The organism is Arthrobacter sp. NicSoilB8 (assembly GCF_019977355.1).
In the GTDB taxonomy this organism is placed as follows: domain Bacteria; phylum Actinomycetota; class Actinomycetes; order Actinomycetales; family Micrococcaceae; genus Arthrobacter.
This window is the reverse complement of record NZ_AP024655.1, coordinates 3974639-3990477: the sequence shown is the minus strand read 5'-3', so window position 1 is coordinate 3990477 and position 15839 is coordinate 3974639. Positions and strand designations below refer to the sequence as shown.

Sequence of the window (15839 nt, the reverse complement as noted above, 5' to 3'; positions counted from 1 at the left end):
GCCGCCTCATGCGCCGCGGGTCAGTTCCCGTTCTCCAGCTTGTTCGCCGCGACGTACTCGCCCATGGTGCCCTTGGCCATCGCCCCCGAGATGTCCTGGATGGCGTTCGGGTCGGCGAGCACGATCGACTGGCCGTCCGCGGACGTGCCGGTGCCGCCGGTCGGCAGCGTGAACATGACCGTGTTCTGTGCCCGGATGTCCCTGAGTTCGAGCGCCAGCCCGGCCACGGCTCCCGAATCCAGGGACTTGTCCACGGTGACGAACGGCGAGACGGCGCCCACCATGCTGTTGACTGTGAACGGGTTGCTCAGCGTCTGGCCGGCGGTGGATTTCTTGATGATGGCCCGCAGGAACTCCTGCTGGTTGCGCACCCGCTGGTAGTCGCCGTCCGCGTAGGCGTGGCGTTCGCGCACGAAGGCCAGGGCTTGGGTGCCGTTGAAGGTGTGCTGGCCCGGGGCGAAGGACTGGCCCGGCAGTGCGGTGGACGTGAACGGCAGCTTGATGTTCACGGTCACCCCGCCCAGCGCGTCCGTGAGGCCCTTGAAGCCCTCGAAGTCGATCATTGCCACGTGATCGATGCGCTGCTGGAAAACTGACTCGACGGTCTGCACCATCAGGGGTGTGCCGCCAAGGGCCAGTGCCGAGTTGATCTTCGCCTCGCCGTGCCCGGGGATGTCCACCCAGAGGTCGCGCATGATTGACATGGTGTAGATGTTCTTGCGGTCCGCCGGGATGTGCATGAGCATCAGCGTGTCCGCGCGCTGGTCCGCGGGCGTGCCGGCGGTGTCAGACTCGGCGGCGCCACGGCTGTCGCTGCCCATCACCAGGATGTTGATCGAGTTGTCCGTCTTCTTCGGGCGCGTGGACTCGTCCGGGAAGGCCTGGTCAAGCTTGCTGCTGCCGGAGTCGAAGGTGTGGGCGAGGTTGAAAAGGTAACCGCCGGCCACGACGGCGACGAGCGCCAGCACGGCGGCGACGGCGATCAGCACCTTGCGGCCGCGGCGTTTCTTCACGGGCCGCCGTCGCTCGCTGAAGTCTTCCCTGCCGGCGTCGTTTGAGCTGTCGAAGGGGTGTGTCATGTGTTCCTCTGCGTCGGCCGGGCACCGTGCCCGGAGTCGATCTGGGCCAATGCCAGGTGCCGGGCGGGCGCCGTGGCGGCCTCCAATACAGTACACCGGGCCCGGCAATCAACACTTGCCGGCCAATAAAGCGGCAGATAACGCGAGGTTTCCCGGATATGAAGCGAAGTGTTGCCTACGTCACACTCCCTGCCTAGGCTGAGGTCGGTCGCAGCGTCGCGGCCAACCCGGTCGCAGCGTCGCGGCCAAGCGGTACATGCACGAACAGGGGAATCGTTTTGAACCACAAACTCCGGGTTCTTGTCAGGCTTGACCTCGATTGCGGTCAGGCGGAAGTAGCGGCCCAGGGCCATGTGACGGCCCAGAGCCTCCAGGCCCTGTATGTGGTGGTCAAACGGGCGAACCACCTGAAAGAAGGACTCCGCCTGGTGCTGGACGTCAGCCACGCCCGCGTCGAGCCGGCGGCCCTTGAGCAGCTGCGGGAGTGCTCAGCCTCCCACCACCTGCCGGCAGCCATTGATCCGCAGCAGGCCGAATGCCAGCTCAGCATCGTCGCGCCGGCGGAAGATGCACCCGCTCCCCGTCTCCGGAGGCTGGTGGCGGCCTAGATTCAGGTACCGGCCTGACTCAGCCGTGCTGGCGGGCGAACCGCAGGATGGCGAGGATGGCCGGGGCCAGCTCGTCCTCCATCTGCTCGTAGAACTCCGGCCCGCGCCGGTAGGGATCCACAACGTCGTTGTCGGAGGCGTCCGGGGCCAGCGCCAGGTGGCGCACTGACGCCGCACGGCCGGGGAGTTCCCGCCAGAAGGCCGGAATGTCGCTGGCGGGGGACGGAGTGGGCGACTTCACAGGGGACGTGACAGCCGGCGGCGCGGTGGCGTCCGCTTCGCGCTGCTCAAGGATCTTCAGCATCCGGGCAAACTCCCGGATAGTAAAGGTCCGCTTCAGCAACGAGGCATCCATCTGCATCACTTCGCCGCGGTGTTTGGCGGTCATCGCCAACACCAGATCGGACTCCCTGAGGATCTTTGGCGTCAGTTGACGGGCCGCAAAGCCGTCCGGCGTTCCGCCGTAGGTCTTGATGATGTCGGCCGAGAGTGGCTGGATCGGATCGCCCACCATGGCCCGCGTGCCGGCGCTCCGCACCTCAAAGGCGCCAGATTGCACCTGGTCCAGGCCTGCCTGCAGCAGGCGCTCAGCCACCGGCGACCGGCAGATGTTGCCGGTGCAGACCGTGAGGATCCGGACGGGGCGGGGCGTATCCAAGGTTTTCCCAACTTCCATTAGCGAGACTCGTGCCAGCGGCGTGGCTTCCGAGTCTATCCGCGCAGGGCCCCGTCAAATCTCCGGGCGGAGATAGGGCCGGATTCTGTCGTTCTTGAAAATAAAGCATCTTGATATTGAAGATTCATGCTTTTCTGCGTACAGTCGTCCAAAGATGCCGAAACGCTCGGCAGGAGCTGGCCCGACTGGGTTCTCCGCCGCACAAGAACTTGGGGTAAAAGATGTCGGAGACAAAGAGCCTGGCCGCACCTAAAGCGAGTTTCGACCGCCGTTCCGTCGTGAAGGGCGCTGCGTGGAGCGTGCCTGTTATTGCGGCAGCTATCGCAGCGCCGGCCGCGTCGGCGTCGGAGAAGGGCGCGACGGTAGTTTTTGCATCGGTCCCTGCGGCAGGGTCCACTTCGTTCGTGCGCGTCGGCCAAGAACAGAGCCCCGGGCAGACCAGGCACGGAGCAGCCGCACCAAAGTTCACGATTGCGAACCCCACCCCGGGCGGCATTTCGGGCGACATAACTGGTCTTATAACCATCACGCCCGATACTCCGGCTGCAACAAAAGCCCCGGGAGTGGGATTCACGTCGCTTACGGAGTCGACAACGTTGTATTCCGGTAGTTTTTCGGGAACGACTTACTCGGGCTCTTTCACCCAAACCGGTGGTCTCAAGAGCGGCGGTTCTATCGAATTTTCCCTTGGCGGTTTTCGCTACAGCTACACCGGAAACGGAACCGCCGCCGGCGGCAAATACACCATTGCCGTCGCGGTTACCTTCCCAGGCGGGCGCAAGGTGATAGCGACATCACCGATTACCTTCACCTAATAGCACTCGCACTCGCCTCCAAAACGATGGCTCGGGTGGCACTCCAGCAGTGATCTAATGGCCAGAAGTAAGAGGCCGCGGAGTTCGTAGGGAGTGCCATTTTGGAACAAGTTTGGTGGCGTGTGCGTGTGCGGTTGATGGCGGAGAGCAAGAACGTCCGAAAGCTTTCCGGGATTGGTGAAACTAGTTGAAGGTCTCGAGCGAGTTGGCCATCGATGTTTTGGGCACAACCTTCGCCGTCCACTGGGGTGGGGCCGTCACCCCCGATCAGCAACAAGCTATGTCAAAGGCCTGGAGCCGATGTCTCAGCGATGTGACGGGCCCAATCACACCGAGGAGTCAGCCCCGCACATCAGGGTTGCCTTTCTTAGCCTCCATCTACTTCGATTCGAAGCTCCCAGGCGATGGCGTGCGGCACCTTGGCTCGGACACCTTTGAGGACCTGGCGGAAGCCGTGACCTCGGAGGTGACTATCGCGGCCATTTTGGAACGCGCCGGCGAGCTGACAATGCTCCACGCTTGTGGCGTCGCGGATCCCGAAGGCGCCGTCATTGCATTGGTGGCGAAATCCGGCACGGGCAAAACAACCGCCTCATCGCAGCTCGCCCGGACCTTCGGCTATATAACGGACGAGACCGTCGCTATCCGGGCTGATGGAAGCGTTGTCCCGTACCCCAAGCCCTTGTCCGTTAAGCAGGCCTTGGCCGCTGCCGCCAAACTGCAGGTGGGCCCGGATGAGTTGGGCCTGCAGGTCGCGCCGGACCAGCTCCGCATTGCGGCCATCGCTTTGCTCGACAGGGTTGCCGGCGGGGACTATCGGGTGCCCGTCATCGATCCGGTCCCTCTGGCGGATGCAGTGCTTGCGCTGATACCGGACACGTCCTCCCAAGCGGCCGTGTTCCAGCCGCTTCAGTCCCTCTGCAAGCTAATTGACAGCGTGGGCGGAGTGTTCCGCGTCAGCTACTCCGAAGCGGCCGACCTGGCGGACGGCTTGGCGCCGCTTTTCTTGACGAAACCCGGTAACCCGCAGGAAGTCACTAGAGAATGGTCACCGGCGCTGATCCAACCGGAAGCAGAGCTAGCGGCGGATCAGGCCGATGAGCAACCACCAGAGCCAATCCCCGCAGGTTGGCTGCGACGGGCCGAACCCGTCGACGCGGTAGAGATCGGCGAGGACTTGCTTGTGCTGACGGATTCCGAAGTCATTAGGCTCAGCGGCATCGGACCCGTCATCTGGAAGTCCGCCCGCAGGCCGGTCTCAATGCAAACTTTGGCGGGCCACCTCGAGGCCGAACATGGGCTGCCTGGGGGCTATGAGGCCCTGCTAAATGCGGCTGTTGACGGGCTCGTGGACCGCGGAATATTCCTGCGCGGTTAACGCAGTTAATATGCACACCAACGCGGTCACCGTACCGTAAAGTAACTTTTCGTGTGGGTCGTTGGGACCAGGCACGGGGGAGAGGACCAACGCGTGACTGGTTTTGATACGGCCGAGAACAACGGGCAGACACCGGCAGGCCTTGCCCTGGAGGACTACCTGCGCATTGCCCGGGCCCGCTGGAAGGGCATACTGGCCTTCACACTGGCCCTGACCGTACTCGCCTTCTGCTGGACCCTCTTGCAGCCGAAGATTTACGCCGCACAGTCCACTGGGATTGTGGTGGCAGGCGGTTCAGGCGACCTTAGCCTTTCGCTCATGAGCGAGAACCTGGCCCAGACCAAGGCCGCCAAGTATGAGTCCGTGGCCAAGTCCCGGCTCGTGGCCGAGCGCGTCGTCACCTCGCTTGGCCTCGCAACCTCGCCGGACGCCCTGCTGGGGTCCGTCTCCGTGACCGTGCCGAAGGAAAGCGCCCAGCTTGCCGTCACTGCCACGTCCACTGACCCCGCAATGGCCCAGCGGGTAGCAGATGCCTGGGTCAAGGGCCTGGCCGAGCAAGTTAAGGAACTGGAAAGCATCCAAGCGGTGGAAGGCTCCACCGTCGTCCCCGTACCGGTCATCCGGGTGGTTCCGCTGGGCGAGGCCGTCCTGCCGACAGCCCCGACATCCCCTAACGTAAAGCTGGCTCTCGGCATCGGAGCCCTGGCCGGTCTGGCTCTCGGACTTCTCTACGCGATGCTTCGCCACCGTCTGGACCGCAGGCTCCGCAGCGCCACGGCGATCGAACGCCGGTTCGGCGTGCCGGTGCTGGGCACGCTCCCGGTGGATCACCGCTTGGACGGGAAAAGCACAGTGCTGGACGACGGGTTTAGCCCGGTCGCATCGGGCGAAGGCTCGCATGCCATCACTGAAGCGCTGCGGGAACTCCGGACGAATCTGCAGTATGTCGACGTCGACAATCCCCCGCGGATTATTGTCGTGACGAGTTCAGTTCCGGCCGAGGGCAAATCAACGGTGACGGCCAACCTGGCGGTCACCATGGCCGCCGCCGGCGAGAACGTTGTGGTCGTCGACGGCGACCTGCGCCGCCCCACGCTGGTCGATGTCTTCAACCTGATCCCCGGAGTCGGTGTCACCGACGTCCTGAGCGGCCATGCCGAGCTGGAGGACGTGCTGCAGGAATGGAGCGCGATGCCAAACCTGCGTGTACTCGGATCCGGCCGGATCCCGCCGAACCCCAGTGAGCTGTTGGGCTCGCAGGCCATGAAGACGTTGCTCAAGACGCTCGCCCAGGACGCCATTGTGCTCGTTGACGCCCCGCCGTTGCTCCCCGTGACGGACGCCGCCGTCCTCAGCCGCATCGCCGACGGAGCAATCGTTGTTGTCAGGTCCGGCAAAACCACCGATGAGGAGCTTGGCAAGTCGCTCGGCAACCTCGGGCGCGTGAACGCCAACGTCTTCGGCACCATTCTCAACCGCGTGCCCGTGACCGGCGCGGACTCGTACAGGTACTACACCTCGTATCAGTCCGCCGAGCCGGTGGCGGCGCGATAGACGCCAACTGGCACTAAAGAGATCCCCTTGGAGCACCCGCTCCGAGGGGATTTCTTCTTCCTGGGAGGGTCAGCCCACGCCGCCGGCGCGCTCCAGCGGCCAGAATCTCGCCGCCACTTGCCCGACAACGGCTGAGGACTTGATCGTCCTCATGCAGTCGCCCGCCACAACAGTCAGGGTCCGGCAGTTGATGGCGGAATCATTCGAGACCGAACGGTGGTCCCCCAGCACCACGAGCTCTCCCTTGGGGACGGAAAACGCGGGAAAACACCGGAGCGACCGGGGGCTGGTCTGGCAGTCAATGCTGCCTGGCTCAAACGGCAGATCTTCAAAGATGTAGGGCTCATCGAGGGGTTGGCCGTCGATGAGCAGTTTGCCATCCTGTCCGCAGCAGCTGATGGTTTGGCCGCCGGTGGCAACTACCCGCTTCACCAGGAATTGCTCGTTGGAGGGCCCGATCCCTGTCACGTCTCCGAAGGACCGGGCCAGCCCGGCGATGCCGCCGCCGCGTGCCACCGCCGATTCGGCCTGCCAGCTGTCCGGCCGGGTGAACACCACGATGTCGCCGGTGTGCGGTTCTGAGCCGGCGTAGGCAATCCGGTTGACCAGGATTCTGTCTCCGTCGCCCGCAGACCCCTGGAGCGTCGGCTCCATTGATCCGGACGGTATCCGGTAGGCCTTCATCAGGAACCCTTGCACCAGGGCGACGGCCACCAGGGCAATCAGCATGTTCAGGGCCATGGAGGCCCAGAGGGGGAGCTTCTTGCCGGCAGCGATCTTCACGAGTTCAAGCTATCACCGGCGATCTTTCGGTGTAGACGACGGGGATACAGGTTCTACGAGCAATCCGACGGTTGGCTGTCTCGTCTCGGCAGGGATCTCAGCACCACGTCCAAGTTGCTGCCTTTCGTGGACTGGGCGACGGTCTGCTCCACCGGCTGCGCTTCGTCGGAAGTCACATCCAGCCCGGCCTTGGTTGCCCTTTTCCCGTTAGTGGCCCGGTGGGCCGGCTCACGGTTCTGGTGTGTTGAACGTGCGTCGTGCTCTTCGGCGATCGTTGAGATCAGGATGGCACTGTTGTCCGCGACTTGCTGCCCTGCCTGTACCGGGGCGATCGCCGCTGCGTAGCTGGCCGCCCCCAAGAGGATGGAGCTGATGGCCAGGAGTGACGCACCACGCTTATGAGCATTCATTGTGACCTATCCCGAATCCGGAGGCCGGCCCCTCCAGGATGTGGCCCCGTGGAGAGAGACGCTTTCACTTCGAAAGCTACGCCTACTCTTCGGCAACAAATAGCCCTCATTACACACTGTCAGGGAACTCACAGCTTTTGCAGGTGGAAGGCCGTAAAAACCCAGCACCGATACGCAGTCCTCCGGAACCCTACGCGGGTCAATTTCCGGAGTTAAGCGTCGGCCGCTAGGTATTTAAACGGAGGCGTATAGGTATTTCTTTTCCGGTGTGCGTAGATGAAGTAAGTAGATGAATTCGCGTCACTGCGTTACGCATGTGAAGTCCTGTTGCGCGAGTCCCCTCCTGATGTGAAATCAGAAACAAAGGCGAATTTTCAAGCCAAAATCACCTATTCCGGACGAAGTCAGCATGTTACCGTTCGCGCATGATATTGGGTGGCCTGGCCGCGGCCCTCGCGGCGGTACTCGTAGTGACGAGTAATGCACTTGGCCCCGTCGAAGTTCGGAGCCAACTTCCAGTTGCGCTGGCACCCACCGTGTTGGCCGCCAACACTCTTGTCTGCAACAAGGACCGCGGGGTTCCCGGTGACTCTAGCGGGTCGCCCACGTACCGTTATTTCTCCACCACCCAGGTCGGCACCACATGGGCGGGCCAGCCGGTGGGGCAGGACATCCTGGTCGACGGAAGCAGGCAGTACGTGGGCTACTACGACGGCCACCGCAGGCTCATTATCAAGAGTCGGGTGGGCACCGGCGGCTGGACCACCAAGGTTCTAGATACCAGCGTTGACTGGGACAGCCACAAATACATCACCATGGAGCTGGACATCAATGGAAATCTGCATGTGGCCGGCAATATGCACGACTCAAGCCTGAACTACTACATGACCTCCACACCCGGGAATATCGCCACCCTCGCCCGGGTTCCCACGCTGGCTAATTCAACGCTCGAATCCAGGGTCACCTATCCCCAATTCCTGAAAAGTGCCTCGGGGGAGTTATATTTCAAATTCAGGTACGGCCGCAGTGGTAATGGCAGTGAATACATCTACCGCTTCATCGCGCCGAGCAGAAAGTGGCAGGTTGTCGCCTCCAGGGGCATATTGGATGGGCAGGGAAATAGCAGCGCCTATTCCACTTCTCCGATCCCCGGGCCTGACGGCTATTTCCACATGGCATGGATGTGGCGAGATACAACGGACGTATCCACCAACCATTCGCTTTCATATGCGAAGACCAAGGATTTCATCCACTGGCAGAATGTCCAGGGAGCAAACTTGACCATGCCCATGACAAAACAGAGCCCCGCCACGGTCGACCCCGCAACCGTGGGTTCGGGTTTGGTCAACGGAATCGTGGGCATTGGCTTTGACAGCGCCAACCGGCCCATCATCAGCTACACGCGCTACGACGCCGCGAGAGGGAACCAACTCTTCCTCGCCCGGGGCGACGCCTCAGGGACCTGGTATCGAACGCGGATCACCCGCTGGAACGGCGTATTTCCTGTCCAGGGCACGGGCAGCCTGCGCTTCCCCTTCTCCGTCGGGGCCGTCAAGAGAGCAGCAAACGGCACTCTCCAGCTCAACTACACCTGCAACAGCAATACGCGCACTATAGTCCTGGATGAAAAGTCACTCGGCGTAAAGTCGGACGCCCCGACTCCGTCACCGCTCGTTGGCTCACCGGTCCTCCCTGTGCTGAGAGACGATCCCCAGCTGGTGACCAACAAAACCACGACAAAGTCCGGCAAGAGCGTCTACATCCTGCAGTGGCGCTCGATGCCCGTGAACGGTGACAAGCCCCGGGCAGTGATCCCGCCATCTGAGCCGCTCCTCATCCTGGAGTACAGGGCTCCATAGCTGCCCCCTTCACGCCTGGGCTCCACCCTGGCCACCTTTGCGGTCAGAACCGCTTGACGCGTCTGCGCCCTTCCCCATATCCTGAACGAACGGTCGGTAATTATTTATCGGAAATTCATAGGAGCAACCATGGCATCGCAGACCCTGCAGTCAGTGCCCGCCGAGCCATCGCCGGCACGGCATGAACAGAGCCTCGAGGACGCGGCCCGGCGCGACGCCGAGGGCCAGGCCTATTTCGACAAGGTCATGGCGGAAGATTCCCGGATCGAGCCGCGCGACTGGATGCCCCCGGCGTACCGCAAGACCCTCCTGCGCCAGATCTCGCAGCATGCGCACTCGGAAATCATCGGCATGCAGCCCGAAGCCAACTGGATCTCCCGCGCCCCGAGCCTGAAGCGCAAGGCCATCCTCATGGCCAAGGTCCAGGACGAGGCCGGCCACGGACTCTACCTCTACTCTGCCGCCGAGACTCTCGGCCAGCCGCGTGACCAGATGATGCAGGACCTGATGGACGGCAAGGCCAAATATTCCTCCATCTTCAACTACCCCGCCCGGACCTGGGCGGACATGGGGGCCATCGGCTGGATGGTCGACGGCGCCGCTATCGCCAACCAGGTGCCGCTGTGCCGCGCGTCCTTCGGCCCCTACGGCCGCGCGATGGTCCGCGTCTGCAAGGAAGAATCCTTCCACCAGCGCCAGGGCTTCGAGATCCTGCTGGAACTCTCGCACGGCACCCCCGAGCAGAAGCAGATGGCCCAGGACGCGGTGAACCGCTGGTACGCCCCGGCCCTGATGATGTTCGGGCCGCCGGATGACGATTCGCCCAACTCCAAGCAGTCCATGGCCTGGAACATCAAGCGCTTCAGCAATGACGAGCTCCGCAACCGGTTCGTCGGCATGATGATGGAGCAGGTCAAGGTCCTGGGACTGACGCTGCCGGACAAGGACATCCGTTTCAACGAGGAAACCAAGAAATGGGAGCACGGGCCGCTGGACTGGGATGAATTCCACGAAGTCCTGGCCGGCCGCGGCCCCTGCAACGCCCAGCGCCTGGAACGGCGCCGCGAGGCACACCAGAACGGCGCCTGGGTGCGCGAAGCCGCCGCAGCCTATGCCGACAAGCAGCGCCGCAAGCAAGCAGAGAAGGAATCCGCAGCATGACAACCCCCGAACCCCACGCAGGCAACGTCTGGCCGATCTGGGAAGTATTCGTCCGCTCCAGCCGCGGCCTGTCCCACGTCCACGCAGGATCCCTGCACGCCCCGGACGCGGCCATGGCCCTGCGGAACGCCCGCGACCTCTACACCCGCCGGAACGAGGGCGTGTCCATCTGGGTGGTCCCGGCGGACGCCATCGCGTCCAGCGACCCCGATTCCAAAGGGTCCTTCTTTGAATCCCCGCAGGGCAAGGACTACCGGCACGCCACGTACTACACCAAGAGTGAGGGCGTGAAGCACCTGTGAGCACAACACCTGAAACAGATCTGCACGAAGGCGGCCACGGCGATATCTCCGTTGGCGTGTCCGGTGCCGGAGCCAGCGGCGACGGTACCGCCAGCGCCACTCGCATCACACCAGGCAACGCCCTCCGCCCCGAAGACATCGCGCTGGCCGTCAGCCGCGGCACCGCCAAGCCGAGCGAGGACGTCGCCGAGTTCGCCCTGCGGCTGGGCGACGACGCCCTGATCCTGGCCCAGCGCCTTGGCCACTGGATCTCCCGCGCACCCGAACTCGAAGAGGACATCGCCCTGGGCAACATCGCCCTGGACGAGCTCGGCCACGCCCGGTCCTTCCTCAGCTACGCCGGCGGCGCTCTCGGAGAGGACGGCACAGCCCGCAGCGAGGACGATCTCGCCTACTTCCGCCGCGAACACGAGTTCCGCTCGGTGGAGCTCTTCGAACAGCCCAACGGGGACTTCGCCGTCACCATCGCCCGGCAGTTCGTGGTCAGCCACTACCAGTTCGAGCTCTACCGCCGGCTGACGTCCTCCACCGACGCCACCCTCGCCGGCATCGCCGCCAAGGCAGCCAAGGAAGTGGACTACCACCGGGACCACAGCACCCAGTGGGTCCTGCGCCTGGCCCAGGGCACGGACGAGTCCCGCCAGCGCATGATCCACGCGTTCAAGGTCATCTGGCCCTACGTGGACGAGCTGTTCCGCGACGACGAACTCACCGGGCGCCTCAACGACGCCGGCGTGGCGCCGCAGCCCTCGAGCCTGCGCGCGGACTTCGACCGGCTCACCGGCGAGGTCCTGGCCGAGGCGGAGCTCGACGTCCCCGATGTGCAGCCCGCACCCGGCGGAGGCCGGCGGGGCCTGCACTCCGAACACCTCGGCTACATCCTCGCCGAAATGCAGGTGCTCGCCCGCGAGTACCCCGGGGCCAGCTGGTAAGCATCATGGAAATGTTTGTGTCCGATCCGGAAACCGCGGAGCGCCGCAAGGTCGCCCAGGGCAACACCGCCCAGGAGAAAGCCTGGGCGGTGGCCGCCACGGTCTGCGACCCCGAAATCCCGGTCCTCACCATTGCCGATCTCGGCATCTTGCGCGACGTCCAGCTCTACGACGACGGCGGGATGGTTCCGGCCGTCCAGGTCACCATCACCCCGACCTACTCCGGCTGCCCCGCCATGGACGCCATCCGGGACGACATCACTGCGGCCTTCCACCGCGCGGGGTACCCGAGCGTCCGGGTGGAACTCGTCCTCTCCCCGGCCTGGACCACGGACTGGATGAGCGAGGACGGCAAGGCCAAGCTGGAGAAGTACGGGATCGCCCCGCCGTCCGGCCACTCGGCGGCCCTCCGCCACGCCGGCCCGGTCCGGCTCTCGCTCGCCGTCAAATGTCCCCAGTGCTCATCGCTGAACACCAAAGAACTCACCCGCTTCGGTTCCACGTCCTGCAAGGCCCTCTATGTGTGCCAGGACTGCAAGGAACCGTTCGACTACTTCAAAGTTTTGTAAGGAACAGGTGCCTCCATGACTGTTGTCCGCCAGACCGCCGCGGAGTCGGCCGCAGCCACCGGCCGCCGTCGGGCGTCCTTCCACCCACTGACGGTGGACGAGGTCCGCCGGCTCACCGACGACGCCATCGAGGTGACCTTCGCTGTCCCGGCCGAGCTCGCCGGCCAGTTCGACTACCTGCCGGGCCAGTACGTCGCCCTGCGCACCACCCTGCCCGATGCCGACGGCCAGCCGCACGAGATCCGGCGCAGCTACTCGATCTGCGCCGAACCGCGCAGCTTCGAGGATGGCAGCAGCGAAATCCGCGTGGCCATCAAGAAGGACCTCGGCGGCATCTTCTCCACGTGGGCCAACGCCGAACTCAAGGCCGGCGACGTCCTGGACGTCATGAGCCCCATGGGCGCCTTCGTCTCCAAGCACGGCCGCGACGGCAAGCCCGTGGAACAGAACGTCATGAACTCGATGAACCATCCGGAAGAGCTGGCGGGGGAGCCCGGCTCGTTCGTGGCCATCGCCGCCGGATCCGGCATCACTCCCGTGATCGCCATCGCCCGCACCCTGCTGGCGGCCCACCCCGAAACCCGCTTCGACCTCATCTACGCCAACAAGGCCGCCATGGACGTGATGTTCCTCGAAGAACTCGCGGACCTGAAGGACAAGTACCCGGCCCGGCTGGCACTGCACCACGTGCTCTCCCGTGAGCAGCGGATCGCGCCGCTGCTCAGCGGCAGGATCGACGCCGAGAAGCTCCAGGCGCTGCTGGGTACCGCCATCCACGCGGACGACGTCGACGAATGGTTCCTCTGCGGCCCGTTCGAACTCGTCCAGCTCTGCCGGGACACCCTCGCCGCGCGCGGCGTCGCCCCCGAGCACGTCCGCTTTGAACTGTTCACCTCCGGCAAGCCCGACCGGCCCGAGGGCAACATCGGCCGGCCCGTCATTGCCGACGAGTCGCAGGACACGTACAAGATCACGTTCAAGCTGGACGGCCTGCAGGGCGAAGTGGCGAGCCCCACCCACGCCCGGGAATCCATTCTCAACGCCGCCCTCCGGGTCCGGCCCGATGTGCCGTTCGCCTGCGCCGGCGGCGTCTGCGGCACCTGCCGGGCCAAGGTGGTCACCGGCAGTGTCACCATGGACGAGAACTACGCCCTGGAGCAGGACGAGCTGGACAAAGGCTACGTTCTGACCTGCCAGTCCCACCCCACCACCCCGGAAGTCACGGTCGACTTCGACGTCTAGGTTTTTCGACGTCTAGGCCGTTTCCGATCCAAGGAGCCCCATGATTTCCCTTTCCATCGCGGACGGCGTTGCCGAAGTAGTGCTCGACGCCCCGCATAAGTTGAACTCGCTCGACGAACAGGCGCTGGCGGATCTGTCCAAGGCGTACGATCGTGCCGCTGACGCCGCCGCACGCGGCGAGGTGCGGGCACTGCTGCTCCGCGGCGAAGGACGCGCCTTCTGCGCCGGCCGCGACATTGCCGGCGTGACCCCGGAGAGCGACGACGCGCAGGCCTACCTGGGCGGCCTAGTGCAGCCGCTGCTGAAGAAGATGAGCGCCTTCCCGGCGCCCACGTTCGCCGCGGCCCAAGGCGCCTGCCTCGGCGTGGGGCTCGGCCTGCTGCTGGCCACTGATGTGGTCTACGTGGCGGAGAATGCCAAGTTCGGCTCACCGTTCGCCAAGCTCGGTGCCACCCTCGATTCCGGCGGCCACTGGTATTTCACCGAGCGCCTTGGCATGCACCGGACTCTGGACCTGATCTATACCGCCGAGCTCATGAGCGGCGCCGATGCCGTGGCCCAGGGCCTGTTTAGCCGGGCCATGCCTGCCGCGGAACTGCTGGAGAACACCCGGTCCATCGTCGCCGCCGTAGCCACCGGCGCCACGGGTGCCTTCAACGCCAGCAAGGAGCTCGTGGCGCACATCCGGGACCAGCGCCTAGGGCTGTGGGAGGCCATGGAAGAGGAGAACGCCGAGCAGGCGCGGCTGTGCAAGAGCGAGGACTACGCCGAGGGGTTCCGTGCTTTTCAGGAAAAGCGCGCCCCGGTGTTCAAAGGTCAATAAGCTTTACACGCCGGTCACGATTGCCACTTTGCTCCATTGATTTGTATGGTTCAGCTATGACTTTGGGGAAACCAATAAGAAAAGCCGTCATTCCTGCTGCCGGACTGGGGACACGATTCCTGCCCGCCACCAAGGCAATGCCGAAAGAAATGCTGCCGGTGGTTGACCAGCCGGCCATCCAGTATGTAGTGGAAGAGGCCGTCAACGCAGGTCTTACGGACTTGCTGATGATCACAGGGCGCAACAAGCGGGCGCTGGAGGACCACTTTGACCGCGCTCCGGCCCTGGAGCGGACGCTGGAGCTCAAGGGCGATCTGAGCCGCTTGGAGGCAATACAGCACGCGTCCAACCTGGGCCCCTTGCACTATGTCCGCCAAGGCGACCCCAAGGGCCTGGGCCATGCCGTCCTGTGCGCCCGCCAGCACGTGGGAGACGAGCCCTTCGCCGTCCTGCTGGGTGATGACCTGATCGACGACCGCGACGAGCTTCTCAGCACCATGATCGAGGTCCAGGCCAGAACCGGCGGCTCGGTAGTCGCCCTGATCGAGGTGGATCCGTCCCAGATCAGCGCCTACGGCTGTGCCGATATTTCCGCCGTGGAAGGCGAGGACTACTTCCGCGTGAACCGCCTCGTGGAAAAGCCTGCGGTGGCAGACGCCCCCTCCAACCTCGCCGTGATCGGGCGGTACGTTCTTCACCCCGAAATCTTCGACGTCCTGGAGGAAACGGAACCGGGCCGCGGCGGGGAGATCCAGCTGACGGATGCCCTCCAGACCCTGGCCGTCTCCGACTGCGAGGGCGGCGGCGTCTACGGCGTGGTTTTCCGCGGGCGCCGGTATGACACCGGGGACAAGCTCAGCTACCTGAAGGCGGTCATTTCCATCGCCTCAGAGCGGGTGGAATTCGGCGAGGAGCTCAAGTCCTGGCTGAAGGAATTCGTGAACTAAACCGCAATCTAAGCTCGAGACTCCGGCAGGCCCGGCGCTGACAGGCGCCGGGCCTGTTGGTCATTTACGGATCTGATTGTGGCGGCTGCCATCAGGGTGCCTGCCACGCAGCCTGCGGTGTTGGTAATAATATCCAGCGGGCTGGCGAATCGGCTGCTGAGGAACAATAGCTGACCGAGTTCCATGCAGGCGGACGCCAGCATCCCCAGGGCCGCGTTTTGCCACCATTTCCTATTCGGGAAAGCCAAGGTGGCCGCGATGCCCACGGGAATAAAGAGCACGACGTTTGCGGTGGCTTCTACAAACGCGTAGTTGATCCAGCGAGGAATTCCGTGCGAATGGAGCCAAAGCAGGGTCCGGGCAATTTCGCCTTGGACGGGCCGGTCCACGGGACTGGGCCAAAAACCGATAAGCGCCAGCAGGATAAATGCTCCGCCCAGGACACCTTGCCAGACCCGGGGCCGTTCCAGCGTCCTCAAACCAGCCCTAGGAGGTCTTCAGGACGGCCAAGGCCGCTGTTCCGAAGGCGGCAGCCGCCAGGAGCACTAAAAGGATGTAGGGGAGTGCCCGCGGCGTTGGCAACGGCACGGAAAAGTGCGGCTGCCGTCGCCGTGTTCTTGTGCGCCAATGTCTCCCCATAGCCGAAGTCTCTACCACAGCACATCCTAACCACAGTTCATCAGGAAACAGGGTCCGCGCCG

At 64.1% G+C, this 15839-nt stretch carries 17 protein-coding genes; 12 read left to right on the top strand and 5 right to left on the bottom strand.

Annotated features, from left to right (window positions below):
* Positions 1-20: 20 nt before the first annotated feature.
* The gene (locus LDO15_RS17985; protein ID WP_223980724.1) at positions 21-1079 is read right to left on the bottom strand and encodes an LCP family protein; all 1059 of its coding nucleotides are present in this window, start codon (positions 1077-1079) and stop codon (positions 21-23) included.
* 278 nt (positions 1080-1357) lie between these two features.
* Between LDO15_RS17985 and LDO15_RS17980 the strand changes: the two genes are divergently transcribed.
* The gene (locus tag LDO15_RS17980; protein WP_223980722.1) at positions 1358-1687 is read left to right on the top strand and encodes a hypothetical protein; all 330 of its coding nucleotides are present in this window, start codon (positions 1358-1360) and stop codon (positions 1685-1687) included.
* A 19-nt stretch (positions 1688-1706) separates the two neighbouring features.
* Here the strand turns inward: LDO15_RS17980 and LDO15_RS17975 are convergent, their stop codons facing one another.
* Positions 1707-2345: a low molecular weight phosphatase family protein gene (locus LDO15_RS17975; RefSeq protein ID WP_223987526.1), complete on the bottom strand. Its 639-nt coding sequence runs from the start codon at positions 2343-2345 to the stop codon at positions 1707-1709.
* A gap of 239 nt (positions 2346-2584) precedes the next feature.
* Between LDO15_RS17975 and LDO15_RS17970 the strand changes: the two genes are divergently transcribed.
* The 3 genes from LDO15_RS17970 to LDO15_RS17960 all read left to right on the top strand — a co-directional run bounded on the left by LDO15_RS17970 (position 2585) and on the right by LDO15_RS17960 (position 6110).
* Positions 2585-3178: a hypothetical protein gene (locus tag LDO15_RS17970; protein WP_223980719.1), complete on the top strand. Its 594-nt coding sequence runs from the start codon at positions 2585-2587 to the stop codon at positions 3176-3178.
* Between the two features lie 205 nt (positions 3179-3383).
* Complete coding sequence (locus LDO15_RS17965) at positions 3384-4556, top strand: hypothetical protein (protein WP_223980717.1); 1173 nt, start codon at positions 3384-3386, stop codon at positions 4554-4556.
* Between the two features lie 93 nt (positions 4557-4649).
* Positions 4650-6110 carry a polysaccharide biosynthesis tyrosine autokinase gene (locus LDO15_RS17960; RefSeq protein WP_223980715.1) on the top strand — a complete coding sequence of 487 codons (1461 nt, stop codon included), beginning with the start codon at positions 4650-4652 and terminating at the stop codon, positions 6108-6110.
* 69 nt (positions 6111-6179) lie between these two features.
* Here the strand turns inward: LDO15_RS17960 and lepB are convergent, their stop codons facing one another.
* Together lepB and LDO15_RS17950 are read right to left on the bottom strand one after the other, a co-directional pair.
* Positions 6180-6893, bottom strand: coding sequence for a signal peptidase I (gene lepB, locus LDO15_RS17955; RefSeq protein WP_223980713.1), 714 nt, complete (start codon positions 6891-6893; stop codon positions 6180-6182).
* Positions 6894-6946: 53 nt separating this feature from the next.
* Positions 6947-7303 carry a hypothetical protein gene (locus tag LDO15_RS17950; RefSeq protein WP_223980711.1) on the bottom strand — a complete coding sequence of 119 codons (357 nt, stop codon included), beginning with the start codon at positions 7301-7303 and terminating at the stop codon, positions 6947-6949.
* Positions 7304-7839: 536 nt separating this feature from the next.
* Here LDO15_RS17950 and LDO15_RS17945 point away from each other — a divergent pair.
* The 8 genes from LDO15_RS17945 (at position 7840) to galU (ending at position 15138) form a co-directional block, all read left to right on the top strand.
* A complete protein-coding gene (locus tag LDO15_RS17945) occupies positions 7840-9162 on the top strand; it encodes a BNR repeat-containing protein (RefSeq protein ID WP_223980709.1) in 1323 nt (440 codons plus the stop codon).
* Positions 9163-9291: 129 nt separating this feature from the next.
* Positions 9292-10323 carry a 1,2-phenylacetyl-CoA epoxidase subunit PaaA gene (gene paaA, locus LDO15_RS17940; protein ID WP_223980707.1) on the top strand — a complete coding sequence of 344 codons (1032 nt, stop codon included), beginning with the start codon at positions 9292-9294 and terminating at the stop codon, positions 10321-10323.
* Complete coding sequence (gene paaB, locus LDO15_RS17935; protein ID WP_028265291.1) at positions 10320-10625, top strand: 1,2-phenylacetyl-CoA epoxidase subunit PaaB; 306 nt, start codon at positions 10320-10322, stop codon at positions 10623-10625. Before paaA ends, paaB begins: the two co-directional genes overlap by 4 nt.
* Complete coding sequence (paaC, locus tag LDO15_RS17930; protein WP_223980705.1) at positions 10622-11557, top strand: 1,2-phenylacetyl-CoA epoxidase subunit PaaC; 936 nt, start codon at positions 10622-10624, stop codon at positions 11555-11557. The genes paaB and paaC overlap by 4 nt, the downstream gene beginning before the upstream one ends.
* 11 nt (positions 11558-11568) lie before the next feature.
* Positions 11569-12126 carry a 1,2-phenylacetyl-CoA epoxidase subunit PaaD gene (gene paaD / locus LDO15_RS17925; RefSeq protein WP_223987523.1) on the top strand — a complete coding sequence of 186 codons (558 nt, stop codon included), beginning with the start codon at positions 11569-11571 and terminating at the stop codon, positions 12124-12126.
* Positions 12127-12141: 15 nt separating this feature from the next.
* On the top strand, positions 12142-13368 hold the full coding sequence (gene paaE / locus LDO15_RS17920) for a 1,2-phenylacetyl-CoA epoxidase subunit PaaE (protein ID WP_223980703.1): 1227 nt from the start codon (positions 12142-12144) through the stop codon (positions 13366-13368).
* A 40-nt stretch (positions 13369-13408) separates the two neighbouring features.
* Positions 13409-14191 carry an enoyl-CoA hydratase/isomerase family protein gene (locus LDO15_RS17915; protein ID WP_223980700.1) on the top strand — a complete coding sequence of 261 codons (783 nt, stop codon included), beginning with the start codon at positions 13409-13411 and terminating at the stop codon, positions 14189-14191.
* Between the two features lie 56 nt (positions 14192-14247).
* On the top strand, positions 14248-15138 hold the full coding sequence (gene galU, locus LDO15_RS17910) for a UTP--glucose-1-phosphate uridylyltransferase GalU (RefSeq protein ID WP_223980697.1): 891 nt from the start codon (positions 14248-14250) through the stop codon (positions 15136-15138).
* 8 nt (positions 15139-15146) lie between these two features.
* Here the strand turns inward: galU and LDO15_RS17905 are convergent, their stop codons facing one another.
* On the bottom strand, positions 15147-15617 hold the full coding sequence (locus LDO15_RS17905) for a VanZ family protein (RefSeq protein WP_223980694.1): 471 nt from the start codon (positions 15615-15617) through the stop codon (positions 15147-15149).
* Positions 15618-15839 lie beyond the last annotated feature (222 nt).